Consider the following 26,150-nt stretch of genomic DNA (forward strand, 5'->3'; position numbering starts at 1 on the left):
GCGCGTCCGCAGCCGTAGACAGGAGGAAATCGATGAGCGGGAAGCACCTTCTTCCCACGGTGGGACGACCGTTCCGCCTGCCGGCGGCCGTACGGGGGCGCGCGGCTGTAGCCGTCCTGGCCGTGACAGCGGCGTGCGCGACGGCGCCGGGAGCCGCCACCGCGGCACCGGGTTCCGCGCCGGTGACCGCGGCCGCCGCCAGCGTGCGCGCGGACTTCAACGGCGACGGATGGGCCGATCTGGCCGTCGGGGCGCCGGACGAGGACGTCGAGGACCAGAACGCGGCCGGCGCGGTGAACGTGATCTACGGCAGCCCCGTGGGCCTGGGCCGCAGCGGCAATCAGCTCCTTCACCAGGGGCACCTGGCCGGTACGGCGGAGGCCGGGGACCACTTCGGCAGCGCGGTGGCGGCGGGCGACTTCAACGGCGACGGCCGTACCGACCTCGCCATCGGGGTGCCCGGCGAGGCGGTCGGCAACGCGCTCGGCGCGGGCGTGGTCAGCGTCGTCTACGGCAGCGCGGCCGGCTTGAAGACCACGGATGACCAGCTGTGGGACCAGGGCACGCTGGCCGGTGCGGTGGAGAGCGGCGATCACTTCGGCCACGCGCTGGCGGCCGCGGACTTCAACGGCGACGGCCGCGCCGACCTGGCCGTCGCGGCGCACCAGGACGACGTCGGTGACGTGCTGACGGCGGGCGCGGTCAACGTGATCTACGGCAGCGCGGCGGGCCTGCGCGCGGCCGGCAACCAGTTGTGGGACCAGGGTCCGCTGAACGGCACGGTGGAAGCCGGTGACATGTTCGGCGACGAACTGACCGCCGGTGACCTCAACGGCGACCGCCGCGCCGACCTGATCGTCGGCGTGCCCTCGGACGACGTCGGCACCATCCACGACGCGGGCGCGGTCAACGTGATCTACGGCAGCGCGGCCGGGCTCGTCACCGCCGGCAACCAGCTGTGGACACAGCAGGAACTGGTCGACGCGGCCGAGCGCTTCGACCGGTTCGGCGCCGCGGTGACCGCCGGCGACTTCAACGGTGACGGCCGTGCCGACCTCGCCGTCGGCGTGGAGCAGGAGTACCTCGGCGACCTCAGCAACGCGGGCGCGGTCAATGTGATCTATGGCAGCGTCTCCGGATTGGGTACGGCGGGCAACCAGCTCTGGGATCAGGGGCCACTGGTGGGCACCCCGGACGACGGTGACTTCTTCGGATCCACGGTGACCAGCGGTGACTTCAACGGCGACGGCCACGCGGACCTGGCCGTCGGGGTGCCCGGTGAGGACGTGGGAACCCCCAACGCCGCCGGTGCGGTGAACGTGATCTACGGCAGCGCCTCCGGGCTCACCGCGAACCGGAACCAGTCCTGGGATCAGGGGGCACTGGCCGGCGTACCGGAAACGGGCGATGTCTTCGGCGACGCGGCGACGACCGGTGACTTCAACGGCGACGGCCGCACCGACCTGGCCGTCGGGGCCTGGGGCGAGGACATCGGTGACGCCTCCGAGGCGGGTGCCGTCAACGTGGTCTACGGCAGCGCGACCGGGCTCGCCGCCGGCGGCAACCAGGTGTGGGACCAGAACGGGCTGACCGGCGTGGCGGAGCCGTACGACAACTTCGGAGCCGCCCTGGCCGCCGGCTGACCCGGCCTATCGACGACTTCTTTTCGACGGACACCACCATGAGGAGGGAACACCTACCAATGAACCGCCATCAAGCCAGGATCCGTACGCTGACGGCCGTCACGCTGCTCAGCGGGGCGGGCCTGCTTCTCCCCACCGCCGGCGCGCAGGCTGTCGTCACCTGTGCCGGCCTCACCGCCACCATCACCGGCACCGCCGGCATCGACACCCTCCGCGGCACCGCGAACCGTGACGTCATCGCCGCGCTCGGCGGCAACGACACGGTGGAAGGGCTCGGCGGTGACGATGTCATCTGCGGTGGAGCCGGCAACGACACACTCATCGGCGGAACCGGCAACGACACGCTCAACGGCGAGGACGGAAGCGACACCGCACGGTCGCTGAACGTCGCGGACGGCGCCGACCGGTTCTCCGGCGGACCGGGATCCGACCTCGGCACCTACGCGGATCGCACCGCGGACGTGAACATCAGCCTCAACGGCATCGCCGACGACGGCGTCACCGGTGAGGGAGACAACTTCCTCACCGATGTCGAGAACGCGCAGACCGGCTCGGGCGACGACCTCGTCGCCGGCAATGTCGCCGACAACCTCCTGGTCGGAGGAGTCGGCGACGACGACCTGCTCGGTGGTGGCGGCGACGACGAGCTGCTCGGCGCATCCGGGGCCGACGAGCTCTTCGGCGGACTCGGCAGCGACGAGCTCTTCGGCGGAAGCGGCAGCGACACCCTGTCGGCGGACGACGGCGTGTCCGCCAACGACACCTCCGACGGCGGCGACGGCTCCGACAAGTGCACGTCCGATGCCGGCGACGTGAAACGCAACTGCGAGTCCTGACGTACGAAACGGGGGACGGCCACCGGTGCGAGTCGCACCGGTGGCCGCCGGGTTCACCTCAGTGGTGCCATGACTTCAACGGATCAGGGGTACGCCACGACGTTGCGCGGCGTGGTGTTGCCGGCCGGGTTGGGGACGGCGCCGCCGACGTCGTTGACGACGTTGGCGATGGTGCCGACGTCACCGAGCGACACGGTCAGGACACTGCGGAGCCGGACACCCGACCGGTTCGGCACCTCGAACGCCCGGTCCACCCGCACGCTCGGGTTGACGTTGAAGTAGGCGTAGGAGCCGCCGCCCCACAGCTCGTGGTCGGTGACGGTGTCGGCGACCTTGTAGGCGGCGTACCCGTTCCCGCGGGGCCCGATCCAGGCGGCCTGGTTGGGTACGTCGTACGGCTTCTCGTTCTGGAAGAAGATCGTCCGCCCGCGGTTGCCGTTCCAGATCACCTCGTACTTCTGGTAGTGCTCGACGAACAGGCCGGTGGCCAGGACGTCGTCGCCGTTGACGAGCAGGCCGGTGTCGCCGGTGTTGACCGTCCAGCCGGTGGGCGCGCCGCCGTGGTCGGCCCGCCAGGCCCAGATGTGGTCGATGATCGTGTCGTCGCTGTGCACGGCGAGGGTGGTGGTGGCCTTGCCCTGGACGCTGCTGCCGATCCGGAAGAAGACGTCCTGCACGCTGATCGGGTTCGCGGCGTGGTCGGTGTGCACGCCGGTGCGCCCGACGCTCATCAGGGTGGCGCTGTTGGTCGTACCCGCGTCGAAGGTCAGACCGCTGACCTTGACCCCGTCGACGTCGGCGACGTTCAGCGCCTCGACCCCGCCGGTCGGGATCAGCGTCGGGAAGCCGATGCCGGTGACGACGGTGTTGGCGCGGGTGACCCGGATGGTGTCGTTGAGGGTGTACGTGCCCGGGGTGAAGAACAGGTTCAGGCCCTGGGCCAGTGCCGAGTTGATCCGGGCGGCGCTGTCACCGGGCTTGGCGACGTAGAACTCCCGCATCGGAATCGACGTGCCGGCCGTGTTCGGCCAGTTGGCGCCCGCGGAGTTGCGCCGCAGCGCGGGTACGAAGACACGGTAGAGACCGGCGCTGTCGACGTACAGGAAAGGCTTCTCCCGCGTCACCGGCGTGGTCGCCAGGGTGGTGTGCGGCGGGTTCGGGAAGGCGTTCGCCGGGGCGCCCTGGACCCCGGAGTACACCATGTTCCAGACACCGCCGTCCCAGCGCGCGATCCGGCTGTCCCGGGTGTACCACTGCTGCTGGGAACCGGAGGAGACGACGCCGTCGACCACCGAGTCGGCCAGGTAGCCGCCGCTGGAGTAGCCCTGCCCGTTGTCCTGGTTCGACGGCGCCAAGGTCAGGTTGCCCTTGATGTGCACCCGGCGCATCGGGGCGGCCTGGGAGACCGCCCACCGGTTGGTGCCGCCCTCGGGCACGATCGACAGGTTCTCCATGCTGCGCCAGAAGTTCTGCGTCGCGTTGGACTCGTCGCCATAGTTCCAGCCGGAGTCGACGTTGACGGCGCCGTTGATCGTCACGTCGTCGGGGTTGAGACCGAGACCGGCCAGGGTGGTGTAGAACCCGACGTTGGCCCACACCCGCCCGTACGTGCCGGGCTTGAACAGGAACACGTGGCGCTGGGAGCCGAACTGCGCGGTCGGGCTGCGCAGCTGCGCGTTGAACGCCTGGTCCACCGCCGACTGGATGGTCGACGCCGGTGTGGACGGCTCGAAGATCCGCACGTTGGGGCCCAGGTCGGGGGTGTCCGAGGTGGGCAGCGACGGGTTGGTTCCGCCTCCGCCGAAGACCTGGAACTCCCAGAGCGAATATCCGTACGGGGTGGCGCGGGTGGTGCCGTTCATCCGCACGTACCGGCCGCTTCCGGTGACGTTCAGGGTCTGCGAGCCGTTCTGGCCCACCGTGACCGGGCTGATGTTCGTCCAGGTGCTGCCGTTGTCCGACGTCTGAATGGTGAAGGCGGAGGCGTAGGCCGCCTCCCAGTTCAGCACGACCTGGCTGATCGACTGGGTGCTGCCCAGGTCGACCTGCAGCCACTGCGGGTCGGCGAACGTGCTGGACCAGCGGGTGCCGGTGTTGCCGTCGACCGCGGCGGACGCGGGGAAGGCGGCGCTCTCGAGGGACGAGGCGGTGGCCGGCTTGCCCTGCGAGAGCAGGGTGTCCGCGGCACTGGCGTCGGTGGCGACCGAGACGACGGTGGTGCCGAGGGTCGCGGCGAGGACGGTGCTCAGCACGATGCGCCCGCGGCGGCGGAGTGTCCGCGGTGGTGGGGAAGTCAGTGTCGGGGGTGTCATGGACCTGCCTGTCGGACGGGTTGCCGCGCGCCCGTGAGGACAGACGTACGGCGGGGCGGGATGGCATGCGGCACCGCTCAGAGAGCGCTCTCCGGTGGAGTGAATTGTTACCTCGGCGTTGCGGTTCGTCAATATGCCGAAAACAAATGACCGGTTGCGCCGGAATGGAGATGGGGGAGGAAAACTCTCGAGAAAAGTGTTATTGAGCGCATCGGGCCTGGTGGCGGGAGCCGGCGGGCCTGCGCGAGGTCCCGAACGAGGCCGTCGTCGACCTCGGTCGTCCAGCCTCGCCTGCCGCTTCGAGCCGGTCACTCCGGGCCGTCGGCGGCGCGGCGGCGGGTGTGGTGGGTAGGAGACCCGGACGAGGCCGCGATCCCCTCGGGGCCGATGCCTTGGGGCGTGCCGCGTCGGCGATCGCGACCCGAAGGCGTTCCTCGACGGTCGCGCCCCTGCCCGAAGCGGCTCGGCGGCCTTCCTCCGGGCCGGCTCTCGTTAGGATGACTCGCCGCTTTTCCGGCGCCCTGTCATGGGATGCTGGAACGGCAACAGCATGGAATCGAGGCGACTATGGAACACGCCCGACAACGCGCCGATGCCGGCATGTCGCTGACGCGCCGCGGCCTCGTCATCGCCGGCTTGGGCGCCACCGCCGCCCTGGCCGGGCTCGCCGGGGGAACCACCGAGAAGGCGCTGGGATTCTCGGCGCTCCAGCAACAGCCGCAGCCCGACTGGCGTTTCTGTGGCAAGTGCAATGGGATGTTCTTTTCCGGTCGTGACGGTTCCTATTACCGTGAGAATCAGCGTTGTCCGGCCAGTGGTCTGCATGAGCCGATGGGTTTCAACTTCGTGCTGCCGCACGATGTGCCGGGGTCGGCGACCGCGCAGCCTGACTGGCGTTTCTGTGGCAAGTGCAATGGGATGTTCTTTTCCGGTCGTGACGGTTCCTATTACCGTGAGAATCAGCGTTGTCCGGCTAGTGGTCTGCATGAGCCGATGGGTTTCAACTTCGTGCTGCCGCACGATGTGCCGGGGTCGGCGACCGCGCAGCCTGACTGGCGTTTCTGTGGCAAGTGCAATGGGATGTTCTTTTCCGGTCGTGACGGTTCCTATTACCGTGAGAATCAGCGTTGTCCGGCCAGCGGTCTGCACGAACCGATGGGATACAACTTCGTGCTGCCGCACCAGGGAATCGTCCCCGACGGGTCGGCGCCGCTGAGCCCGGCCGAGCAGCAGGTCCTCGACGAGGTCAACGCGATCCACCGCGAGTCGTGCGGCACGGCGCTGACGGTCGATCCGCGGTTGGTCGGCGTGGCCCGCAGGCACGCCGACGACCTGTCCCGGCATCCCGGGCCGCCCGGCCTGTGGGAGAAGGGCGACGCCAACAGGCAGGGCCACGTCGGCTCCGACGGCAGCGACGCCGCCACCCGGATCTCCCGGGAAGTCGGCCGGGCCGGCACCGAGAACGCCTACGTCCGCTATTACACCGGCAGCGCACCCGCGCCCGAAGTCCGCCACGCGCTCGACTACTGGCGGAACAGCCCGGGCCACAACGCCACGATGCGAAACTGCGCCTATCGCACCACCGGCGTCGGGGTGGCCGTCGGCAAAGGCTTCGTCCCCGTCGGCCAGCCCAATGCCGGCTCCCCGGCGACCCTCCACTACTTCATCCAGACGTTCGCCTCATGACGTCCTTCGCCGATGGCCGCTCAGGCGCCGCCATGCGCCTTCGACGATGAGGGGGACCTTGGCCGGGCGGTAGAGGCGGCCCGGCACGTCGAGCTGGTCATGTCGCCGCTCTGATGTCGGCCGCCCACAGTGCACGCGACCGCCGCGATCCGCTCCTACCCGATCGAGGTCGGGCGGGCGGGTTCCGGCCCTCGGCGGGAGGCGATGGGCGGCAGGAAGCAGCCGATGACGATCGCCAGGATCGGCAGCACGGACAGGATGGCGAGCGGCTCCGCCCCGTAGATCACGAAACCGCCCCAGTACACCGACGGACCCGGTCCGTTGCGGTGCGTGTTGGCCATCAGGGAGCCGGCCGCGGTGGGGATGTTGCCCAGGCAGGCGGGGGTGAGCATCAGCAGCGTGACGGAACAGAGACCCACGTACGCCCGCTGCATCCTCCGGCTGTGCCGCCGCCAGCGCCGTGAGGTGAAGAACCCGAGCAGTGCGCCGAGCAGCGCGCCGGCCAGACCGCCGGCGACGGTGTAGCGCGGCTGGCCGGGCGGCTCGGCCCACATCAGGTCGAACCCCAGGGTGGCCGGATTGACCTCGTCGGCCGGGGTGAACTGCACCGCGGCGAGGTATCCGTCGCGGGTGCCGGTCACCTCGACGGTCACCCACGACGAGGTTTGTATCGTGCTGTGCACGTCCTGCCATCCACCCGCGCGCATCTGCCGGGTGACGGCGGCGGCGACCTCCTCGGGGCCGGCTTGCGCGGGCACGGTGCCGGTCACGTGGGCGCGGCCCACCCGTACCCCGGTGCCGCCGTGCAGGGTGTTCTTGCTGTACGGATTCCAGAAGGTGTGCCGTCCGTAGTGGTCGACCCGGTCGTCGAACGCCCCCGGCAGGACGGTGGGCGCGAGCCGGATCGCGGTGGCCCGGTCCGGCGCCATCGGGTCCACGTCCCGCCATGCCAGCCAGGAGCCGAGCGCGATCCCGCTCAGCCCGCCGAGCACGGCCGCGAGGATCGCGACCAGGAACGCCCGCCCGCCGACCTCGGCGATCCACCGGCCGGGGCCGCCCCGCAGCGGTGGGGCGGGCTGCCGCGACCGGTCCGGACTGCCGGTGTCGAGTAGCGTCATGGCCGCCAATATACGGTCCGGCGGCCACGTGACCAGAAAGGCCGCGCGACGGTGCTGCAGCCGGTCGATCAGGATTGCGCTCACGCGGCATCACGCCCCGGGGCGCAGCGCCGCGATCGCCTCGTCGACGGAATGGCCCAGGCGGGCCGCGGTGGCGAGGTAGGACGCGGCGGCGGCTCGCAGCAGCCGTTGCCGCTCGGCCGCGGACAGCGTGGGAGGCTGCGACACGGTGGTGCCCCGGCCGACCCGGGTGACGATGAGCCCGGCCGATTCCAGTTCCCGGTAGGAGCGGGCCACCGTGTTCGGCGCCAGCCCCAGATCGGCTGCCAGTTGGCGGATCGATGGCAGGCGTACCCCGGCGGCCAGCACCCCCGCCTGGATCATCGTGGTCAGCTGTTCCCGGATCTGGTCGTACGGCGGGACGGTGCTGTCCGGGTCGATGGTGACGATCATGCCGGTCGTGGCCGGGCGGTTCCCTGGCGCCGGCCCCACCACGGCACCCCGATCGCGACCAGGGGGATCAGCAGCAGCGCGAGGTTCGCGGACCGGACGGCGACCGCGCGCAGCAGCAGGTCCGCGGCGCAGTAGGCGACCAGGGTCGTTCCGGCGGCGGTCACCGCGTGCAGCGACCGGGACCGGATCGCCTCGTCGGCGGCCAGCACACCGGCGGGCGCGACGGGCTGTGGGCGCAGCAGGATCCGGCGTACGGTCAGGGCCACCAGCGCCGCGACGCCGGCGACGGCGGCGGACAGCGCCGCCAGCCGGCCCGATGGCGCGCCACCGGCCGCCGCCAGCGCCGCGAAGGCCAGGATCACCGCGGGCAGTGCGTACCGCTGGGCGGCGGGCAGGTAGCGGGCCGCGGTGCGCGGGGTCAGTCCGGCGCCCGGCCGGCCCGGCGGCAGGGCCGCCAGCCGCGCCTCGGCGACCACCGCGCCGGCGAACCACCCGGCCAGCAGGAACGTCACGCTCACGCCGAGCCGGTTGTCGCGCAAACCGATGATCGTGTACGCGGTGAGCGCGGCGGCCAGCCCGGCTGAGCGCCAGCGCCGGACCGTGGCCAGATAGTCGACGATCCGGGCGCCGTTGTCCGCGGTGACCACGAGGTTCTGACGGTCGGCGAACCGGCGAACCGCGTCCCGTCGCACCGGGAGATCGGTCAGCACGGCGGTGAACAGCGCGGCGGCGACCGGCAGGGTGACGATCAGCAGCCAGAAGCTCATCGCCACAATGTACCAAGATGCTGATACATTCCTGCCGTGCTGACCGATGAGGTGTGGCGCGGGCTGGATCCGCGGACCGGGATGCTGCCCGTGCGTACCCGCCGGCGCCTCGCCCTGCTCGCGGCCGTGCTGCTCGCCCTGGCCCTCGCCGGGGTGGTGACCGACCGTTCCGGGGTGCTCGCCCCGCGGCTGACCGCCGATCCCGGCTGGAACGGCTGGTTCGTCTACGGCGACGCCACGAACCCTCGGGCCGAGACGGATTCGCTGGTCAACCGCAGGCACGCGGCGCCGACCGAGCACGTCGCGCAGGAATTCGCCGTCACGAACGACAACCAGATGTCGCTGACCATCGTCGGGGTGGAGAAGGACCGGCCGGGCATGACGGTCGAACGGGTCACGGTCGGCGACCTCTACTACGACACCGCCCTGGAGATGGTGCGTGTCGGAGGCGAGACGCTGACCCCGGACCGCCCTTACGTGTTACCGCCCGGCGAGACCGTGAAGATCAGGGTCTACTACCACGTCACCGACTGCCGGGCGGTGCCCGCCTCGGCCCAGCCGGTCCCGGTCCGCATCCGGCGCCTGACCGGCCCGCACACGATCGAGGTCCCGTTGTACCCGCTGCGGCCGCACCCCACCGGCGGCTGGAAGGTCAGCACGACCGGCGACCCGGAGGCCGTGCCGTGGCAGCGGTTCCTCGCCGACCACGTCTGCCGGTAACGACACCACCCAGGAGCAGGCCACCGACGGTGTCGACCAGGTGATGGAGGGGGAAACCCGCGGCGGGGGGGGGGGGGGGGGGGGGGGGGCCCCCCCCCCCCCCCCCCCCCCCCCCCCCGGCCCGCTGGGGAGGTACCGGTTACAGGTTCGCCCGGCCGGCCGCGTCCGCCTCCCGTACGGCCGTGGTCCGGCGCTGTTCGGCGCGTTCCTCGACCGTGTCCTGCCGTGGGGCGGTCACCGCCGGCGCCTGGCCCTGGCGCAGCGCGGCCGCGGCGGGCGGCGCCCCGGCCACCCCGCGGCGGATGCGATTGTTCGCGGCGATCACGGCGGCCGGGTCGTTGCTGTGGACGGTCAGCTGCCCGTCGATGATGGTGTCGTCCACGGTCGTCGCGCCGGTGGTGTTGGCGACGCTGACGTCACCGCCGAAGTAGCCGCCGGACGCGCAACTGTCCAGGACCCCGTTCGGGCCGAGCTGGACGCCGCCGACGTTGCCGGCGAACGTCGCCTTGCCGCGTACGGCGCTTCCGCACACGACGGCCCCGGTGCCGCTGTTGAGCACCGACAGCGTGCCGTCGACGAAGGAGTCGTGCAGGTCGGTGTAGTGGGTGCCGGAGCTGGTGACGTTGCCGGTGACCTCGGTGGACTCGCCGAGGCGTACCTCTCCGCCCTGGGCGTTGACCGTGCCGGTGATGCGCGCGCCCTCGGTGAAGAGGAAGCCGTCGATCGGCGCGGTGCCCTTCGGGCGAACGGTGACCGCCCCGCTCGCCGCGTTCTTCAGGAACAGGCCGTAGCCGCCGGACGCCAGGACCACGGTGCCGCCGATCGTGGTGGCGCGGGCGTCGAGGTAGCCGTCCGCGGCGACGCGTATCGTCCCGTCCGTCCGGCCGCCGTCGATCACCAGGTTGGCGCCGGCCGCCACGGTGACGTTGCCGGTGATGACGGTGCCGGTCAGGGCGCACGATTCACCGGCGGGAACGAGCAGGTCGTTGGGAACGGTCACCGCGCCGCCGGTGCCGACACAGTGTGTGACCAGGCCGGCGTTGGCGGCCGACGGCCAGAGCAGCAGGGAACCGGTGACGACGGCGATGGTCAGGGCGGCGGTACGTCGCATGGGTGCCCTCCCGGGCGTCGAGGTGCGGGTGGGGGTCATGAGCCGACTCCGGATCGTGCGGCGGCCCGTACGATCGCTCCGGCCTGCCGTGCGGTCAGCTTCCCCGCGGTGACCAGGCCGGCGGTGACGGATTCGACGTGCCGGACGAAGGCGGCGTGGTTCGGGTACTCGCCGTTCTCGGCGATCAGGTCGTTGACGGTGCAGCCGTTGCCGGAGTCGGTGTTGGCCACCCGGGTGTCGGCGCCGTCGATGATCACGGTGTCCCGGGTGTCGGAGTCCGGGCAGGCGTCGGAGCCGGTTCCGGCCACGGTGAACGGCACCTGCTGCTCGGCGGCGGTGTTGCCGGCCTTGTCGGTCGCCCGGTAGCGGACGGTGTGGGCTCCGGGCACGCTCACCGCGACCGGCGAGGTGTACGCCGTCCACGCGCCGGAGTCGAGCCGGTATTCCACGGTGTCCACCCCGGAACCGGTGTCGGTGGCGGTGACGGTGACGGTCGCCGTACCGATGTAGTGTCCCGCCGGATCGCGCTGGCCGGTCACGCCGGCGGTGACCACCGGTGGGGTGGTGTCCTCCACGGGCCGCTCCACCACGGTGAAGTGCGCCATCTGCTCGGCCGACACGTTGCCGGCCTTGTCCGCGGCCCGGGAGTGCAGCATGTGCGCGCCGAGGGTGCTGATCACCATCGGCGTCGTGTAGGCCGTCCAGGCGCCGCCGTCGAGCTGGTACTCCACCCGGTCCACACCCGACCCGGTGTCGGTCGCGGTGACGGTGGCGGTCGCCGCGCCGAGATAGCGTCCCGCGGTGTCCCGGTCGCCGGTCAGGGCGATGGCGGTCGTCGGCGGGGTGGAGTCGCCGGCCACGACACGGAACGAGACCGAGCCGGTGGGGGAGACGTTGCCGGCGTTGTCGGTGGCACGGAACTGCACCGCGTGGTCGCCGACCGCGGTGACCGCGACCGGTGCGGTGTACGGCCGCCAGCTGGTGTCGTCGATCTGGTATTCCACGGTGTTCACGCCGGAGCCGGTGTCGGTGGCGGTCACCGTGACGGTGGCGGAGCCGACGTAGTGTCCGTCGGCGTTGCGGGTTCCGGTCACGTTGCCGGTCACCGTGGGCGCGGTGGTGTCCTCGCCGCCGCCGGTCACGGTGAGTTCGCCGACCATGGTGCCGTGTCCCGGGAGGGTGCAGTAGTAGCGGTACCGGCCCGGGGTGAGGGTGACGGTGGCCTGGTGCCGGCCGTTGTTCACGTCGAACGGGCTGGCCAGGATGTTCAGGGTGACGTCGTGGTTGTAGCCCTCGGCGCTGGTGTCGAAGGTCAGGGTGTGCGGCATCCCGGTGGTGTTGCCGGTGGCCGTGCTGTTCTCGAAGACGATGGTGGTCGCGCCGGCCTCGGCGGTGGCCGGTGCGCTGCGGTAGCGGGTGATGTCGTCGTCGGTGGTCCAGGTCAGGGTCTGCGCGTCGGCCATCGCGGATGGCGTGGCGACCGGCAGCACGGCGAGCAGCAGGCCGATCAGCGCCGCGCCGGCGCGCCGGCTCACGGATGTTCGCAAGGGTTGGCACCTTTCCCGATGGGGGACCGGCCGGGACACCGGCCGGTCCCACCGGCTCAGAGCTTGCGTACGCGGATGTTGCGGAACTCGATCAGGTCGTTGTCGCCGTGGTTCTGCAGCCCGACGTGCCCGCGCAGGAACTGCCGCAGGTCGGTCGGCGGGTCCGAGGCCCGTGACGACGTCTTGCCGGGCGTGTTGTCGAACTCGTTGATCACCACACCGTCGCGGATGATGGTGTAGCGCTGCCCCACGACCCGGATCTCGTAGTCGTTCCACACGTTCTTCGGTGTGGCGCGGGCTTCCGCCAGTGACGCCGGATCGAAGTTGTAGATCGAGCCGGTCTTCTGCGGCTCCCCGGTCTCGCCGTCGTAGATCTGCACCTCGTGCCCGCAGTAGATGGCCACCCAGGCCGGTGAGGTGCGTGCCGAGCCGACCGTGCCGCAGCTGCCCGGCGGCCGCTGGTCCAGCGGGGTCCGCGGGTCCGGGAACCGGGTGAACACCCCGCTGTTGCCGCGCCCGGTGCCGGGCGCGACGTCGCGGAACTGCAGCCGCAGCGAGAAGTCCGCGAACTCCCCGGTGTGCCAGAGCATGCCCAGGCCGCCGGAGGGGCGCAGCGAACCGTCCGGCTGGATGCCGAACGACCCGGACGGCGCCTGGACCCAGTCCCGCAGGGACCGCGCGGTGCCGTCGAACAGTGGCTCGTATCCGGTGTGGCCGGGCCGGCCGACCGGGGCCGCCGCCGCGGCGCGGGTCAGCGTGCCCGCCTGCCGGGCGGTGAGCAGCCCGTCGTCCTGGAGCTCACGGGCCACCGCGGTGACATGGCGTACGAAGTTGTCGTGGCTGTCCCAGGTGCTCTCGTCGTCGATCAGGTCGTTGATCGTGCAGCCGCCGCCGGCCGCCTTGTTGGGCACCCCGGTGTCGCTGTCGGTCAGGAACACGGTGGCCCGGTCGTCCGGCACGGCGCATCCGGCGTTCACGGTCGTCGTCACGGTGACCTGTTCGCCGTCGGCATAGGTCACGGTGTGCCGGGCGGTGTAGTTTCCGGGATCGCCGTAGACGTGTTGCGGGTCGGCGAGCGTCGAGCTGGCGCCGTCGCCGAACTCCCACCGGTGGCTGACTCCACCGGATCGGGAGCCGCTGAAGGCGTACGTCAGAGGTTTGTTCTGCACCGCCACCGACGTCGCGGCCGGAGCCGGGGTCGGCGCCCCGCCGGTGTAAACCACCCGCAGCAGCTTCTGGGCCGGGTGCAGGCTGAAGAAGCCGCCGCCGTAGTCGAGCAGGTAGAGCGCACCGTCCGGGCCGAACTTGGCGTCCATCCAGCTCATCAGCCGGTTGTCGGCGTTGCCGCCGGGCAGGATCGCGCGCAGCGACTCGCCGAACAGCGGCGGCTTCTGCTGCGGGACCCCGGCCGGGTCGACGGTGACCGCCACCCGGTTGGCGGAGTTGGACTGGTCGCCGATGAACCACTTGTCGTCCCAGTAGGCCGGCCAGGCGACCGTGCTGGCCGGGTCGACCCGGTCGCGGTGGTACGTCGGCCCGGACATGATCGCCTGGCCGCCGCCGCGCAGGTACGGCTGCGTGTAGACGGCGTCGGCGGCGTGGTAGGTGGGGATGCCGCTGCCGTCGGCGCGCGGCGGGAAGACCGGGCCGCCGCCACCCGGCGCGTACCAGATCATGTTGTCCCGGGCGGGCGGGATGTCCACCAGTCCGGTGTTGCGCGGTGAGGTGTTCTTCAGGTTGTCGCAGGCGTACCAGCCGGTGAGCACGGTGGCGTCGGTGGTGCTGCGGTCCCGGTACGGCTGCCGGTTGCCCATGCAGTAGGGCCAGCCCTGGTTGCCGGCCGAGGTGATGACGGTGGCCGTCTCGTACTTCGCCGGGCCCAGTTCGGGGTTCGGCTGTGCGGCGTCCGGGCCGACCCAGCCGGCGGTCAGCCAGTCGCGTTCCGGGTCGATCTGCAGGCGGGCGATGTTGCGGACGCCCATCACGTAGATCTCCGGCCGGGTCTTCTCGGTACCGGGCGGGAACAGGTTGCCCTCGGGGATCGTGTACGTCCCGTCCGGCTCCGGGTGAATGCGGATGATCTTCCCGGCCAGGTCGTTGGTGTTGCCGGAGGTACGTCGCGCGTCCTGGAAGGACAGCCCGGCGTACTCCTGGGTCCAGTTGTTGCCGGAGTAGCCCTGCGAACCCTCGGACGAGTTGCTGTCGCCGGACCCGACGTACAGGTTGCCCTGCTTGTCGAAGGCCATGCCGCCGCCGGCGTGGCAGCAGCTGTGGATCTGCACGGGGAATCGCAGCAGGTCCTTGCGGGTGGCCTGATCGATGCTCTGGGTCTCGCGGTCGTAGGTGAACCGGCTGACGGTGCGCTGCCCGACGCGCTTGGCCCGGTCGATCGACTCGTGCGGCATCCAGTAGACGTAGAGCCAGCCGTTCTCGGCGAACGCCGGGTCGGGCACGATGCCGAGCAGGCCCTCCTCGTTCTTCACCAGCTCCGAACCGCTTCCCCGGTTGCCCATCACCGGCAGCGTGGTCAGCAGCTTGACCTGTCGGGTGCCCGGTTTCCAGGAGTGGATGGTGCCGCAGCCCAGCCCGACCTTGGGGTCGTCCCAGCTGACCACCGGCCCACTCGGGCAGGCCGCCTTGCCGACGTAGAAGACCGTGCCGTCGCCGGCGATGGTCAGCCCGTGCGGTTCGCCGATCTGGTCGAGCTGCCCGCTCTGGTTGGCCGTGGTCAGCCGCTCGGTCCGGTAGTTGGCCGCGATGGTCGCCTGGCAGTCACCGCGCACCATGCCGGTCGCCCAGCCCAGCGCGCCGGCCAGGTGCTGCCGGAAGCCGGCTTCGGCGTAGCTGTCCGCGGTGTGGCCCATGCCGGTGTAGAAGGACCGGCCGCCCTCGTAGTCGCGGCACCACGACACCGGATGGAACGGCCCGTTGGCGCTGGTCCCCGGGTTGTAGTGGCGTTCCTCGACCTGGGCGAGGGTGTGCACCGTGCCGATCGGGTTGGGGGACCAGTTGTACCAGCGGTCCGCCCGGGTGACGGTGGCCGGCAGGTCCTTGGTGGCCGGATGCCGCCGGTCGAGCACGTCGACGACGGACCGGTTGACCGCGGGGGAGCCCGGGGCGGTGCTGTCGGCGGTGAACAGCCGCAGCTCGGCGAGCTGGACGAGCGGTTCACCGGAGTTGGCGGTGATGTTCAGCCGGAAGAACCTGGCGTTCTGCGGTGCGGCCAGGTCGAAGCGGCGGGTCTGGAATCGGTCGGGGAACGTCTGCGCGGTGCGCCGGTCCACGTCGGTCCAGGTCTGCCCGTCCGGTGAGGTCTGCAGCGACCAGTCCTTCGGGTCGCGTCCCGCGGCGTCGTTGGCGGAGGTGAGCGCGTACCCGGTGATCGCCTTGGCGGCGGCCAGCTCGTAACTCACCCAGCCGGTGGTGCTGCGGGCCAGCCATTTGGTGTTCGTGTCGCCGTCGGCCAGTTTCTCCTTGGTCTCGTTGGGCGGGTTCTCGGCGCTGGCGCCGACCTTGGCGACCGGTTCGGCGGCCGGGACGGCACCGGCCGGGCGGGTGCCGATCAGGCCGGTGAACCAGGCCGAGTCCAGCTGCGCCTTGGCCGCGTCGGCGATGCCGACGAAACCCCCACCCCCTTTCATGTACGCGGTGAGCGCGCTCTCCTGATCGCGGGACAGGGCCGTGCCGCCGGCCGACAGGAACACCACCGCACGGTGCCCGGCCAGTTCGGCGGCCGTGAACACCGAGGGGTCGCTGGTGACCTCGACGGTGATCCCGGCCGCCTGCCCGAGCTGCTGGATGGTCTGCGCGGCGGTGGTGACCGGGTCCTCCTGCTCCGCCGCCGCGCCGTGGAAGACGATCACCGAGATCGGCTCCGCGGCGGCCGCCGCCGGTGCGGCGCTCACCATGACCGGTGTCATGCCCGCCACCAGGGTCAGCGCCGTCAGGACGGCGAGCCCTCGTCGTGATGCCCGTGTGCTCATCCGTGCGCCCCCTGATGATCGGTGTGGCTCGCCGGTGCGCCGTGGGCGTGACCCTGGAAGCGGTGGATGGCCTCCTCGGCGCCGGGCGGCATGCTGCCGTCGGCGTTGCGGACCAGGAAGATCCCCGCCATGCCGCCGTCGGAGTGGTTCTGTACGTGGCAGTGGTACATCCACGCGCCGGGGCCGACGCCCTCGCCGGCCAGCACCTGGAAGCCGAAGGAGCTACCCGGGTTGAGATCCTTGTTGTCGATCGCCGGGCTGGGGTCGTTCAGGCTCTCCAGCATGCCGGTGCGGTTGTCCACCCAGCGATGCGCGTGCAGGTGGAAGGTGTGGAACAGGTTGCCGTGCCCGATCGCGATCCACTCCACCCGCTGGCCGAGATTCGCCTCGAACAGGGGTGTGGCGGGCGCCGTCCGGTTGTTGATCGTCATGTCGTGGAAGACCACGGTGAACTGCTTGTCCGGCAGGATGTCGCCGCGGCGGCGCACGATCAGCGCACCGTAGAGGCCGCGGGCCACACCCGCGGTGCCGTGGTCGGTTCCCATGGCGTGGTCGTGGTAGTGCCAGTAACCGGCGCTGCCCGGCATGAGGCGGCGCCCGGCGGCCGCGACCATCTCCCGTGAGCGCCACACGTAGGTGCGTGTCTCGCCCGGATCGTTGTACGAGTCGTTCAGCGGACTGCCGTCGGATCCGACGCTGTAGTCCACCCCGTGCGGATGGATGGACAGGCGCTGGTTCGTGGTGTTGACCAGCGTGATCTCGAGCGTGTCCCCCTCGTAGATCTCCAGCACCGGACCGGGCACGGTCGCCTGTCCGGGCTGTAACCCGTAGCCGAAGAGGCCACCCGGCAGCGCCTCGGCGTAGATCGTCACCCGTCTGGTGACGGAGAGGGCCGCGCGCGCGGGGGTGTCCGGCAGGGCCGCCGCGCCGCCGATGGCGGGTACGGCGGCCCCCAGTGTGCCGGCGGCGATCAGCGAACGCCGGGAGAACGTTGGTCGGGTCCGGTCGGCGGTGTCGTCCATGCGTCTCCGTTCCTCTCGAGCCGAATGGACGCGGCAGCGCACCCAAGATCTAAAAGGAGGGGGTTGGCCTGTCGTCACGCCTCGCGTTAACGGCTCGCTGATATCAGTGGTGCCTGATACCGCAGAATCTATGGACGGGATCGACGAAAGTAAAGGTCTCTTCGACGGAACTACGGCAGGGCAAATCGAAAGTATTCCTGAAAGTCCAGGTCAGGACATTGACTGCCGTAAAATTCAGCGGCCGTGCCGGGATCCCGGCCCCATCCTCGGCTTCACCAGGCACATCGTGACCCGAGGGAAGATGAATCGGGCCATCCCGAGCGGTGATTCCAGTCGGCGACGGGCCCGCTGGAACACGCATTCAGCAGCTTGAATGCAGGCGTCCTCGCCAACTTGACCGATTAAGGTTCCGGGGTGCCCGCCCCGCGGCTGACCGCCGATCCCGGCTGGAACGGCTGGTTCCTCTACGGCGACGCCACGAACCCTCGGGCCGAGGCGGATACCGGAGGCGAGACGCTGACCCCGGACCACCCTCACGTGTTACCGCCGGGCGAGACCGTTCTACTACCACGTCACCGACTGCCGCGCGGTGCCCGCCTCGGCCCAGCCGGTCCCGGTCCGCGATGACACGGCTCATAAATACGTCGCGCGTTCCGCCGGCATGATGCAGAGTGATCTCAACGCCGGTGAGGCGGGCGAAGAACCCGCAACACCACGATCGCCGAAGGGAGTTGAACCGTCATGGTGACGCAGCCGACCTGCGCCAAGCGATATGGATTCGCCGTTCCCGTCGTGACGGCGAGGCCGCATCGGCGAGGTCACGGCCCCGATCGGTGGAGTGGATAGCGCAGCGTTCTCTGCGTTCTAGCCGCCCACCTCGGCACTCGGGGGACGGGCGGCTTTCCTGTTTTCCGCGGTGATCGACCGTGCCCTGGATTCGTTCCAGAATTGTTCTCTCTCCACTCAACAGCGCGGCTGTAGCACAACGGTCAGTGCGCCGCCTTGCCATGGCGGAGACCGGGGTTCGACTCCCCGTAGCCGCTCGTGTCCAGCACAGAACACCCTCGGGCCTGTAGCTCCAACTGGTAGAGCAACGCTTTTGCACAGCGAAGGTTGTCGGTTCGACTCCGACCGGGTCCACGTACGTCGATACACGCGCCGTTAGCTCAGCTGGTAGAGCTGCCGCCTCTTAAGCGGCATGTCCGGGGTTCGAGTCCCCGACGGCGCACTGCGGGGTAGAGGAGTTCGGTCGTCCTCGCCGGCCTCATAAGCCGGAGATCACGTGGTTCAAATCCCGTCCCCGCTCCCGTTCCGGTAGCTCAGTCGGTAGAGCGCCGCCTCGACAAGACGGAGGTCCCTGGTTCGATTCCAGGCCGGAACACGCATGCCCGTGTAGCTCAGCGGCGAGAGCACCGGTCCTACAAACCGGCTGTCCCGGGTTCGAGTCCCGGCACGGGTACGAACCGTCACCGGCGTGTCCGGCGACGGCATGGTGGCCGTAGCTCATCAGGCAGAGCGCCAGGCTGTGGACCTGGAGGCGGCGCGGTTCGAGTCCGGCCGGTCACCCTCACGCGGGCGCGCCGGCAGCGGCGCGGGCGGCTCAGCCACAATCCTGATCCGGCACGCGCCGGATCGGCTCCAGCGGCCGGAACGCTCCCCGCAGGGGGTAGCGCAGCGCGACACCGGGCTGCCCATCGGCCGGCGTCGTCGCCGCGGCGTGCAGCGGTAGGCGTACGAGGATGCGGGTCCCGTTCTTCCTGGTGGGATCCAGGGCCACGGTGCCGCAGTGCGCCTGCACGATGGTTCGCACCAGGGTCAGCCCGAGCCCTGTTCCGGGGATGTTGTGGCGGGCGTTGCCGCCCCGGTAGAAACGGTCGAACAGCCGGTCCCGGTCCTCCGGGGGGATGCCGATGCCGTTGTCGGTGACGGCGAGCTCCGCGAAGTCCTCCCCGGCGACCAACTCGACATGGATGTCACCACCGTCAGGGCTGTACTTGACGGCGTTGGAAAGCAGGTTGTCCACCACCTGACGCAACCGCCGGGCGTCGCCGGCCAGCACGACCGTGCTCGGCAAGCCGGTGTGCAGCCGGGTCCCCGCTTGATCGCCGAGCTCCGCGATCGCGGCGGAGACGACGGCGACCAGGTCGACCGGCAGCAGCTGCGGTCGCAGGTGGCCCGACTCCAGGGCGGCGAGGTCGAGCAGGTCCTCGATGATCGCATGCACGGATCCGACGTTGCGGCTGACGATCTCGACCAGCTCACGTGCGTCGTCGGACAACTGCTCGTCCTCCAGCAGCAGGTCGCTGCAGGTGGTGATCGACGTCAGAGGCGTGCGCAGCTCATGCCCGACCAGGGCGATGAAGTCGTCCCTCGTGCGGACCAGCTGCATCGCCAGTTCCATGCTGTGGTGCCGGGCGAGGAAGTAGCCGACCTGCTCGGCGATGTCCTCGAGCAGGCCGGTGAGCAACGGCCTGTCGTGTTCGACCGTGTCGGCGAAGCAGGTCAGCACGCCGACCACGCAAGCCTCGTCGCGGATCGGCACCGCCACCGCTGTGTACGGACGAGGCCCGTCACCGGCCGGGCTGAACTCCTGAGCTCCGGGCCCGCGGGCGTACCGGGATTCGGCATATCGCGGCACCCACAGCAGCGTGCCGCTCTGCCAGCACTCACCCGTCACGCTTCCACCACGCTCCACCCGGTCCGGAATCGGCGCGGCGAGCGCGATACCGGAGTCGAGGTGGTGCGCGACGAGATCGAGCACATGCTCGGCCGGGTTGGCCAGCCAGAGCGCGACGCACGGCCAGTCCAGGGCCTCGCCCAGCGCGTCGACCAGCTCCGGACCGGCCTCTTCGACGGTGTCAGCGTGGTTGAGCATGGTGGCGATCCGCAGATTGCAGTCGCGGAACCGGTCGGCGCGCCACCGGTCGGTGACGTCGAGGACCGTCGTGACGCTGCCGAACAGCTCGCCCTCGTCGGTGCGGAGCGCCTTGCCGTAGGCGACCACGTGGTGGTCCCGGAACCCTGTGCCCTGCAGGATCGATTCGGCTCGCTGCACGTTCTCGTCGACGAGCGCGCGTACGAACACCATTTCGTGTCGCTCGAACGAAGTGCCGTCGGAGTGGCGCAGCCGGCGACAGATCGTCGCGATGGCCTCCTCCGGAGAGAGCCCGGCAGGAACCCTGTTCCGCTCGCGCGCCATCTTGTTGACCAGTACCGGCCGGCCCGTACTGTCGGCCACCACCACGCCGACCTGCAGGCTGTCCAGGAGCGCGGCGAAGAACCGACGGTCCCCCTCGAAACCGGCCTGCATGCTCGACGGCCAGGCCCGGCCGGTCCGCCCGGAGGGCGGAGGCTCTTCGCCGAGCGTGGCGCGGGCGGCCTCGCCGTCCGGCTCGAACCGGAGCATCTCGGCGACCTCGGCGAGCACCGCGAGTTCGCCCGGATGCCACGCACGCGCCACGGTGTCGGCGACCGACACCGCACCCAACGGCCGGCCGGCCTCATCACGCAGTGGCGCCCCGGCGAAGGCACGAATGCCGCCGTCGGCGAGCAGCGGATTGCTCCGGAGCGGATCGTCGGACGCGCCCTCGCCCGCAGGCAGCTCCTCGACCGCGAGCACCTCGTTGCCGCAGACCACGTAGGCGCAGAGCGCGTGGCGTGCGCCATGCCGGTCCGGTGCGAACCACTCGGGAACCCCGTACCGCCCGATGAGTTCTTCTTCGGCGCTGCCGAGCAGAGAGATCATCCCGATGGGCGCGTTGGTCAGACGGGCGGTCATCCGGGCGATGGCATCGAAGCCGACGGGCATGCCGGCGAAGGTTTCGCGGGCTTGCGAGACGGCATGGAGCCGGGCCGGGGCGTCGAGTACGGCCCTGTCGAGCACAGGCATGCCGACCACCGCTGCACCCCCATCCGTGTGCCGCGCCTTATAGCCCGATCATATGAGATTGCCCGGATCGTCGACGACGCATCGGGCCACCGCAGGCCGGTCCGTCGCCCGACCCGGCCTCAGGCCCGGATCTGATCATTGACGGTGGGCGACCAATTGCTGTCCATCAGTGATGCCCGATTCCACCGCTTTGCCTGGACCCCCGTCTCAACAATCGCGGAACCGTTGGCGACGGCGAATTCCCGGGTCACGCTTTTCTCGCAGACAATCGTTTCGTCAGTGGGGAGAGAACATTGGGCAAGACGATTCCGCGCCTATTCGGAATTGCGGCGGCCGTCGCGATCGGCGCCGCCGGGATCACGCTCATCCCGCGTGCCGACGCCGCCACCGAGAGTTTCCGGCGGGGGCCCGCGCCGAGTGCGAACAGCATCGCGGCGGCGCGTGGACCGTTCGCGATCTCGCAGACCGCCGTCGCCCGCGCCTCGGTGACCGGCTTCGGCGGCGGCGACATCTACGTACCGGCCGACACCGGTGCCGGCACGTTCGGCGCGGTGGTCATCGCGCCCGGCTTCACCGCCCGCAAGTCCAGCATGGCCTGGCTGGCCCCGCGGATCGCCTCGCAGGGTTTCGTGGTGTTCAACATCGACACGCTGACCACCTCCGACCAGCCTGCCAGCCGTGGCCGCCAGCTGCTCGCCGCCGCCGACTTCCTGACCGGCCGGAGCAGCGCCCGGACCCGGATCGACGCCTCCCGGGTGGCGGTGATGGGCCACTCGATGGGCGGCGGCGGCGCCTTGGAGGCGGCCCGCAGCCGGCCCGGCCTACGGGCCGCCATCCCGCTCACCCCGTGGAACCTGACCAAGTCGTTCAGCCGGGACACCGTGCCGACGCTGATCATCGGCGCGGAGTCGGACACCATCGCCCCGGTCCGCAGCCACGCCGAACCGTTCTTCCAGAGCCTGCCGACCGGCCCCGGCAAGGCCTATCTGGAGCTGAACGACGCCAGCCACTTCGCGCCGAACACCCCGAACGCCACCATCGCCGCCACCAGCGTCGCCTGGCTGAAACTGTTCGTCGACGACGACACCCGCTACCGGCAGTTCGTCTGCCCCGGCCCGGGCGCCGGCACGGCGGTCAGCGAGTACCGCAGCACCTGCGACGACTTCACGGTGTGAGCAGCGCCCGCAGAGCCGGCTCGGCCGACTCGAAGGCGATCGGCCCGCTGCCCAGCAGCGGGCCGTACAGCACCGACTCGAGGGTGCGCACGTACATGAAGGGCCCGCCGACGCAGATCCCCGGGCTCGCCCTCGATCCCGGACTCGACGAAGATCGCGAGCTGGGCGTCGACCGCCCGGGAGTTCATGTCGGCGGCCGTCGTGAACAGCACCCGGGCCGCGGTCCGCGGCTCGGCGGCGATGAAGGCGCGCAGCTGCTGGGCCGAGTCGATCAGCTCGGCGAACTGCCGGGAGATCCCGATGACCCGGTCCGGGCCGGTCGCGGTGACCTCACCGGACGCCTCCTCGATCAGGATCCGCCCGATCGCCCAGAACACCTCGCCGAGCAGGGTGTCCCGGCTCCCGGCCGCCCGGTAGAGCGTCGCCCGGCTGATCGCCAGCTCGGTGGCGAGAAGGTCCATGTCCATCGTGGAATGCTGTAGGAAATGCATGGCCGCACCCCGGAGGAGGACTTCGGGAGCGATGACACGCCGTTTGCTGAGCAAGATTCTCCCCCCTTCCGGAAATGAGTACGCAGGGGAGGGGAAAACCGATCATCAATGGTGGCGGCGGCGCATGGCGAACAGCGTGCCGGCGGCCCCGGCGAAGGCGAGACCGGCGATCAGCGCCCCGATCGGTAACCGTCTGTTCGGGGCGGGCGCGGCCACCACGGCCGGCGACGGAGAGGGCGACGGTGACGGCGACACCGGCGCCGCCGTCGGATAGCGCTGCAGCGGCACGCCACCCTCGCCCTCGGAGACCGTCAGCAGGGCGGTCCCGTCCGAGGAGTAGGCGATCGACTCGCCCTGCGGCTCGTCCGGCAGCGCCACCGGCGTGGGCGTGCCCTCGGTGATCGCCCGCACCACGTCACCGTCCGGCACGTCGAACTCGAACGCGTCCGCGTACGTCCGCAGGGCCACCCGCCGCCCGTCCGGGCTGACCGCGCCGCCGGTCACGACGGCCCGGCCCCGGATCCCGTACGGGTTGCTGGTCCCGGTGCCAATCGGGATGCCCCAGCCGCCGGCGCGGCGCAGCGTCGTGGTCCCGTCGTCGCGCAGGTCGCCGTCCGGCACGTACACCCCGGCGGTCAGCGGATCCTTCGTCACGATCACCGGTACGCCGTCCGCGCCCACCAGCAGCGCCTCCGCGTCGTGCGGCCCGTCCGGGTAGGCCAGCCGGAACATCGTCGGCTTCTTCGACCCCGGGTCCAGCCGCCACAGCGCGACGGAGTCCCGCTCCTTGTCGTTGTCGCCGGTGTCGCCCACCCACAGCGTCCCGTCGGCGGCGCGGGTCAGGTCCTCGGTGTCCTGTGGCTCCGACGGGTACTTCACCGTCCGGGTCACCGCGCAGTCCCCGTCCAGGAAGAAGATCCGCCGCCGGTCCGCGTCGTCGGAGCTGTCGTTGACCACCACGTAGCCGCTGCCGTCGCTGACCAGGCCGGAGATCTCCACGAGCCGGTCGTCCTCGATCCGGCACACGGTCTCGGCTGGTCCGGTCGTGGCGACGGGCGCTCCGGTCAGCGCGGCCATCAGAAGAACACCCATCACGGCTCATAACCCTGCCATGGCACCGCCACCGGTCCGCGCGGGCCGTCAGCAAGTCCACAGCGGGCTCATGGGGCAGACCCGAAGTCGCGGGTCACGCTTCCTCGCATGTCGCAGATGACCGTCCCGATGACCTTTCCGGCCACGCGTCGCCCGGCGGCCGCGCCGGCCGCGGTCTCGCGCTGGCGCCTGTTCGGCGCCGCGTTCGCCACGGCCTTGGTGGTCGACCTCGGCGCCCGTCCACGGACCGGTCAAACCCTTTCCCGGTACGCCGACCGCGGCGCCCTGGTGTCGCCGGCCCCTCCCGGCGCGCAGCGGTTCACGTAGGTGTACCGGACCGGAATCGCGGAGTGGCGGTGCTTGCCACCGCGCCGTGCCATCCTTACCTTCATGCAAATGAAAATCGCTTTCACTGGCAAGGGCGGTAGTGGGAAGAGCACCCTGGCGGCGCTGTTCGTCCAGCACCTGCGGGCCGCCGGGCACCGGGTGCTGGCCGTCGACGCGGACGTCAACGTGCACCTCGCGCCCCTTCTCGGTGTGACCGCCCGCGCCGAGGACGCGCTGTCGCACCCGGACAACGTGCGGTCGGTGCGCACCCATCTGCTCGGCGGCAACACCCGGATCGCCGGGGTGGAACACTTCGTGGCGACGACACCGCCGGGCCCGGGGTCGCGGCTGGTCACCCTCGACCCGGCGGATCCGGTCCTGGCGCGGCACGCGGCGCGGCTCGACGACCGGGCGCACGTCCTGCACGTCGGGACCTACGAGCCCGGGGACATCGGATCCGGCTGCTACCACGGACATCTCGCCATCCTGGAGAATCTGCTCTCCCACCTGGATCCGGCCGGCGAGGGCTGGGTGGTCTGTGACATGGTCGCCGGGACCGACGCGTTCGCGAACTCGCTGCACGCCCAGTTCGACGTGATCGTGGTGGTGGCCGAGCCGACGCCGGAGTCGGTGTCGGTGGCGCGCCGCTACCGGGAGCTGGCCGCGGCGGCCGGGGTGGCCGAGGCGGTGGCGGTCGTCGGCAACAAGGTGGCCGACGAGCCGGACCGGGAGTACCTGGAGCGGGAGCTGGGCGTCGCCCCGATCGCGGTCCTCGGCATGCAGGCCGGTCTGCGCCGGGCCCGCCAGGCCGGCAGCCCGCCGCGGCCGGAGGATCTGGACGACGCCGCCCCGCTGGCGCTGATCGCGCGGCACGCCGCGTCGCGGCCGATCTCCGCCGGCCGGCGCGAGGACCTCCTGCGCACGCTCCACCTGCGGGTCGCCGGCAAGGGCTGGGTCCGCGCCGCCCATGGTGACGTCACCGGCCAGCTGGGCCCGGTCCCGGTGTGAGGAACGCCGGACTGCCCCGCCGGCAAACGGGGCATTCCGGCGCGGTCTCACCACACCCTCGTGGAAACGGTTGTCATTATAGACAGCATCCGCCCGCAGGCGGTCCCGTCCCGGCGACTACGATGTTGCGCGATTCTCGAGGCGGCGGAGACGAGGCGACATGCGGTGGTTCCGGTTCGGGTCGGGTGGACGGCAGGCGCAGACGGATCCCGGCCGCCAGCAGGAGTTGCTGCGCGAGCTGCGCACCCGGTTCGGTGGCCAGACCCCGGCCCGGTTCGCCGATCAGGCCACCGAGGCGGCCCGGCTGCTCGACGGTGACGACGGGCTGGTCACCGCCACCCTCGTGCTGCGGGAGTCCGCGGACACCGCGTTCGCGGCGATGGCCGCCCAGGGTTTCCCGGTCGAGCGCCGCGACTACCGCTGGGCATGGCAGAGCGCCGGCACGCGGCTGCGGTCACCCTTGCTCACGGTGCCGGCCGGCGCCTTCCATCCGTACGTGCAGACGACCGCGGCCGTGACCGTCGCCGGCGACCAGGCCAAGCAGCTGGTCCGGATCCTCGACGCGAACCCGGTCCTGACCCACGTCCTGGAGCTGCTCGACCTGGTCACCGCCGGATGGGAGTACGGCGGCGTGATTCCCGACGCGGACTCGGCCACCCTCGCGGCCCGCCTCATCGCCGCCGCCCGCGACATCCGTGCCGCCATGTCCGACGCGCCGCCGCTGCCGTCCCCGATCCGCGAGCAGATGCGCCGCAACAACACCGTCGAGGTCCGGGATCCGGCCACCAGCCGGGTCGTCGGCGGCTTCAACCCGGGCAAGGAGATGCGCGAGGCCCTGCTGGCCTAAGGCGTGTTTCATAAGCCGGTCAGAGCCACTCGCAGATGACCGTGATGGTTAGGACGGCCTGGAATCGGACGGCCAACTTGTCGTAGCGGGTGGCCACGCCGCGGTGGCGCTTGAGCCGGGCGA

General features: G+C 70.9%; 19 protein-coding genes, 7 tRNA genes and 1 pseudogene. 15 read left to right on the top strand and 12 right to left on the bottom strand.

Annotated features, from left to right (window positions below; genetic code table 11):
• The first annotated feature begins 32 nt into the window (after window positions 1-32).
• Both J5X75_RS17635 and J5X75_RS17640 read left to right on the top strand, forming a co-directional pair.
• The gene (locus J5X75_RS17635; protein WP_208468488.1) at window positions 33-1,643 is read left to right on the top strand and encodes an FG-GAP repeat protein; all 1,611 of its coding nucleotides are present in this window, start codon (window positions 33-35) and stop codon (window positions 1,641-1,643) included.
• A 59-nt stretch (window positions 1,644-1,702) separates the two neighbouring features.
• Window positions 1,703-2,479 (top strand): calcium-binding protein, encoded by a 777-nt coding sequence (locus tag J5X75_RS17640; RefSeq protein ID WP_208468489.1) that lies wholly within the window; start codon window positions 1,703-1,705, stop codon window positions 2,477-2,479.
• Window positions 2,480-2,562: 83 nt separating this feature from the next.
• Here J5X75_RS17640 and J5X75_RS17645 read toward each other — a convergent pair whose 3' ends face one another.
• Entirely contained in the window at window positions 2,563-4,791 is a 2,229-nt protein-coding gene (locus J5X75_RS17645; RefSeq protein WP_208468490.1) for a pectate lyase-like domain-containing protein, read from the bottom strand.
• Between the two features lie 567 nt (window positions 4,792-5,358).
• Between J5X75_RS17645 and J5X75_RS17650 the strand changes: the two genes are divergently transcribed.
• Window positions 5,359-6,477 carry a CAP domain-containing protein gene (locus tag J5X75_RS17650; protein WP_208468491.1) on the top strand — a complete coding sequence of 373 codons (1,119 nt, stop codon included), beginning with the start codon at window positions 5,359-5,361 and terminating at the stop codon, window positions 6,475-6,477.
• 155 nt (window positions 6,478-6,632) lie between these two features.
• Here J5X75_RS17650 and J5X75_RS17655 read toward each other — a convergent pair whose 3' ends face one another.
• The 3 genes from J5X75_RS17655 to J5X75_RS17665 all read right to left on the bottom strand — a co-directional run bounded on the left by J5X75_RS17655 (window position 6,633) and on the right by J5X75_RS17665 (window position 8,815).
• On the bottom strand, window positions 6,633-7,595 hold the full coding sequence (locus tag J5X75_RS17655) for a hypothetical protein (RefSeq protein ID WP_208468492.1): 963 nt from the start codon (window positions 7,593-7,595) through the stop codon (window positions 6,633-6,635).
• 90 nt (window positions 7,596-7,685) lie between these two features.
• Window positions 7,686-8,048 carry a GntR family transcriptional regulator gene (locus tag J5X75_RS17660; RefSeq protein ID WP_208468493.1) on the bottom strand — a complete coding sequence of 121 codons (363 nt, stop codon included), beginning with the start codon at window positions 8,046-8,048 and terminating at the stop codon, window positions 7,686-7,688.
• Window positions 8,045-8,815: a hypothetical protein gene (locus J5X75_RS17665; RefSeq protein WP_208468494.1), complete on the bottom strand. Its 771-nt coding sequence runs from the start codon at window positions 8,813-8,815 to the stop codon at window positions 8,045-8,047. The genes J5X75_RS17660 and J5X75_RS17665 overlap by 4 nt, the downstream gene beginning before the upstream one ends.
• Before the next feature lie 36 nt (window positions 8,816-8,851).
• On the opposite strand from J5X75_RS17665, the gene J5X75_RS17670 reads away from it, so the two are divergent.
• The gene (locus tag J5X75_RS17670) at window positions 8,852-9,535 is read left to right on the top strand and encodes a hypothetical protein (protein WP_208468495.1); all 684 of its coding nucleotides are present in this window, start codon (window positions 8,852-8,854) and stop codon (window positions 9,533-9,535) included.
• Between the two features lie 139 nt (window positions 9,536-9,674).
• On the opposite strand, the gene J5X75_RS17675 is transcribed toward J5X75_RS17670, so the two are convergent.
• From J5X75_RS17675 to J5X75_RS17690, 4 genes are read right to left on the bottom strand one after another with little or no spacing between them, the layout of a single operon-like run.
• Window positions 9,675-10,646 (bottom strand): hypothetical protein, encoded by a 972-nt coding sequence (locus J5X75_RS17675; protein WP_208468496.1) that lies wholly within the window; start codon window positions 10,644-10,646, stop codon window positions 9,675-9,677.
• Between the two features lie 35 nt (window positions 10,647-10,681).
• A complete protein-coding gene (locus J5X75_RS17680; RefSeq protein WP_238488291.1) occupies window positions 10,682-12,193 on the bottom strand; it encodes an OmpL47-type beta-barrel domain-containing protein in 1,512 nt (503 codons plus the stop codon).
• A gap of 56 nt (window positions 12,194-12,249) precedes the next feature.
• The gene (locus J5X75_RS17685) at window positions 12,250-16,176 is read right to left on the bottom strand and encodes a ThuA domain-containing protein (RefSeq protein ID WP_208468497.1); all 3,927 of its coding nucleotides are present in this window, start codon (window positions 16,174-16,176) and stop codon (window positions 12,250-12,252) included.
• The gene (locus tag J5X75_RS17690) at window positions 16,173-17,198 is read right to left on the bottom strand and encodes a multicopper oxidase domain-containing protein (protein WP_208468498.1); all 1,026 of its coding nucleotides are present in this window, start codon (window positions 17,196-17,198) and stop codon (window positions 16,173-16,175) included. The genes J5X75_RS17685 and J5X75_RS17690 overlap by 4 nt, the downstream gene beginning before the upstream one ends.
• Window positions 17,199-18,169: 971 nt before the next feature.
• On the opposite strand from J5X75_RS17690, the gene J5X75_RS17695 reads away from it, so the two are divergent.
• From J5X75_RS17695 to J5X75_RS17725, 7 genes are all read left to right on the top strand, one after another.
• Window positions 18,170-18,241: transfer RNA gene (locus J5X75_RS17695), tRNA-Gly, on the top strand.
• A gap of 23 nt (window positions 18,242-18,264) precedes the next feature.
• Window positions 18,265-18,338 (top strand) — tRNA-Ala (locus tag J5X75_RS17700).
• Between the two features lie 15 nt (window positions 18,339-18,353).
• Window positions 18,354-18,426 (top strand) — tRNA-Lys (locus tag J5X75_RS17705).
• 1 nt (window position 18,427) lies between these two features.
• A tRNA-Met gene (locus J5X75_RS17710) sits at window positions 18,428-18,504 on the top strand.
• A 2-nt stretch (window positions 18,505-18,506) separates the two neighbouring features.
• A tRNA-Val gene (locus tag J5X75_RS17715) sits at window positions 18,507-18,579 on the top strand.
• 5 nt (window positions 18,580-18,584) lie between these two features.
• Window positions 18,585-18,657, top strand: a tRNA-Val gene (locus tag J5X75_RS17720).
• A gap of 33 nt (window positions 18,658-18,690) precedes the next feature.
• A tRNA-His gene (locus tag J5X75_RS17725) sits at window positions 18,691-18,764 on the top strand.
• Window positions 18,765-18,798: 34 nt separating this feature from the next.
• Here J5X75_RS17725 and J5X75_RS17730 read toward each other — a convergent pair.
• On the bottom strand, window positions 18,799-21,087 hold the full coding sequence (locus tag J5X75_RS17730; RefSeq protein WP_208468499.1) for a sensor histidine kinase: 2,289 nt from the start codon (window positions 21,085-21,087) through the stop codon (window positions 18,799-18,801).
• Window positions 21,088-21,380: 293 nt separating this feature from the next.
• On the opposite strand from J5X75_RS17730, the gene J5X75_RS17735 reads away from it, so the two are divergent.
• Entirely contained in the window at window positions 21,381-22,262 is an 882-nt protein-coding gene (locus tag J5X75_RS17735) for an alpha/beta hydrolase family protein (protein WP_208468500.1), read from the top strand.
• On the opposite strand, the gene J5X75_RS17740 is transcribed toward J5X75_RS17735, so the two are convergent.
• Both J5X75_RS17740 and J5X75_RS17745 read right to left on the bottom strand, forming a co-directional pair.
• Window positions 22,178-22,729, bottom strand: coding sequence for a QsdR family transcriptional regulator (locus J5X75_RS17740; RefSeq protein WP_208468501.1), 552 nt, complete (start codon window positions 22,727-22,729; stop codon window positions 22,178-22,180). The two genes, J5X75_RS17735 and J5X75_RS17740, sit on opposite strands and share 85 nt — an antisense overlap.
• Before the next feature lie 129 nt (window positions 22,730-22,858).
• Window positions 22,859-23,845, bottom strand: coding sequence for a hypothetical protein (locus J5X75_RS17745; protein WP_208468502.1), 987 nt, complete (start codon window positions 23,843-23,845; stop codon window positions 22,859-22,861).
• Window positions 23,846-23,953: 108 nt separating this feature from the next.
• Between J5X75_RS17745 and J5X75_RS17750 the strand changes: the two genes are divergently transcribed.
• The 3 genes from J5X75_RS17750 (at window position 23,954) to J5X75_RS17760 (ending at window position 26,027) form a co-directional block, all read left to right on the top strand.
• Window positions 23,954-24,172 (top strand): hypothetical protein, encoded by a 219-nt coding sequence (locus J5X75_RS17750; RefSeq protein WP_208468503.1) that lies wholly within the window; start codon window positions 23,954-23,956, stop codon window positions 24,170-24,172.
• Between the two features lie 69 nt (window positions 24,173-24,241).
• Window positions 24,242-25,180 (top strand): nucleotide-binding protein, encoded by a 939-nt coding sequence (locus tag J5X75_RS17755; protein ID WP_208468504.1) that lies wholly within the window; start codon window positions 24,242-24,244, stop codon window positions 25,178-25,180.
• A gap of 160 nt (window positions 25,181-25,340) precedes the next feature.
• Entirely contained in the window at window positions 25,341-26,027 is a 687-nt protein-coding gene (locus J5X75_RS17760; RefSeq protein ID WP_208468505.1) for a hypothetical protein, read from the top strand.
• A 19-nt stretch (window positions 26,028-26,046) separates the two neighbouring features.
• Here J5X75_RS17760 and J5X75_RS44400 read toward each other — a convergent pair.
• A pseudogene (locus tag J5X75_RS44400) lies at window positions 26,047-26,150 on the bottom strand (IS5 family transposase); the annotation flags it as partial.

This window comes from Actinoplanes flavus, assembly GCF_017592555.1.
Lineage (GTDB): Bacteria > Actinomycetota > Actinomycetes > Mycobacteriales > Micromonosporaceae > Actinoplanes > Actinoplanes flavus.

Coding starts and splice junctions, on each gene's coding strand:
- J5X75_RS17635 (WP_208468488.1), top strand. CDS start 33: ATGAGCGGGAAGCACCTTCTTCCCACGGTGGGACGACCGTTCCGCCTG.
- J5X75_RS17640 (WP_208468489.1), top strand. CDS start 1,703: ATGAACCGCCATCAAGCCAGGATCCGTACGCTGACGGCCGTCACGCTG.
- J5X75_RS17645 (WP_208468490.1), bottom strand. CDS start 4,791: ATGACACCCCCGACACTGACTTCCCCACCACCGCGGACACTCCGCCGC.
- J5X75_RS17650 (WP_208468491.1), top strand. CDS start 5,359: ATGGAACACGCCCGACAACGCGCCGATGCCGGCATGTCGCTGACGCGC.
- J5X75_RS17655 (WP_208468492.1), bottom strand. CDS start 7,595: ATGACGCTACTCGACACCGGCAGTCCGGACCGGTCGCGGCAGCCCGCC.
- J5X75_RS17660 (WP_208468493.1), bottom strand. CDS start 8,048: ATGATCGTCACCATCGACCCGGACAGCACCGTCCCGCCGTACGACCAG.
- J5X75_RS17665 (WP_208468494.1), bottom strand. CDS start 8,815: ATGAGCTTCTGGCTGCTGATCGTCACCCTGCCGGTCGCCGCCGCGCTG.
- J5X75_RS17675 (WP_208468496.1), bottom strand. CDS start 10,646: ATGCGACGTACCGCCGCCCTGACCATCGCCGTCGTCACCGGTTCCCTG.
- J5X75_RS17685 (WP_208468497.1), bottom strand. CDS start 16,176: ATGAGCACACGGGCATCACGACGAGGGCTCGCCGTCCTGACGGCGCTG.
- J5X75_RS17690 (WP_208468498.1), bottom strand. CDS start 17,198: ATGGACGACACCGCCGACCGGACCCGACCAACGTTCTCCCGGCGTTCG.
- J5X75_RS17730 (WP_208468499.1), bottom strand. CDS start 21,087: ATGCCTGTGCTCGACAGGGCCGTACTCGACGCCCCGGCCCGGCTCCAT.
- J5X75_RS17740 (WP_208468501.1), bottom strand. CDS start 22,729: ATGGACATGGACCTTCTCGCCACCGAGCTGGCGATCAGCCGGGCGACG.
- J5X75_RS17745 (WP_208468502.1), bottom strand. CDS start 23,845: ATGGGTGTTCTTCTGATGGCCGCGCTGACCGGAGCGCCCGTCGCCACG.
- J5X75_RS17750 (WP_208468503.1), top strand. CDS start 23,954: ATGTCGCAGATGACCGTCCCGATGACCTTTCCGGCCACGCGTCGCCCG.
- J5X75_RS17755 (WP_208468504.1), top strand. CDS start 24,242: ATGAAAATCGCTTTCACTGGCAAGGGCGGTAGTGGGAAGAGCACCCTG.
- J5X75_RS17760 (WP_208468505.1), top strand. CDS start 25,341: ATGCGGTGGTTCCGGTTCGGGTCGGGTGGACGGCAGGCGCAGACGGAT.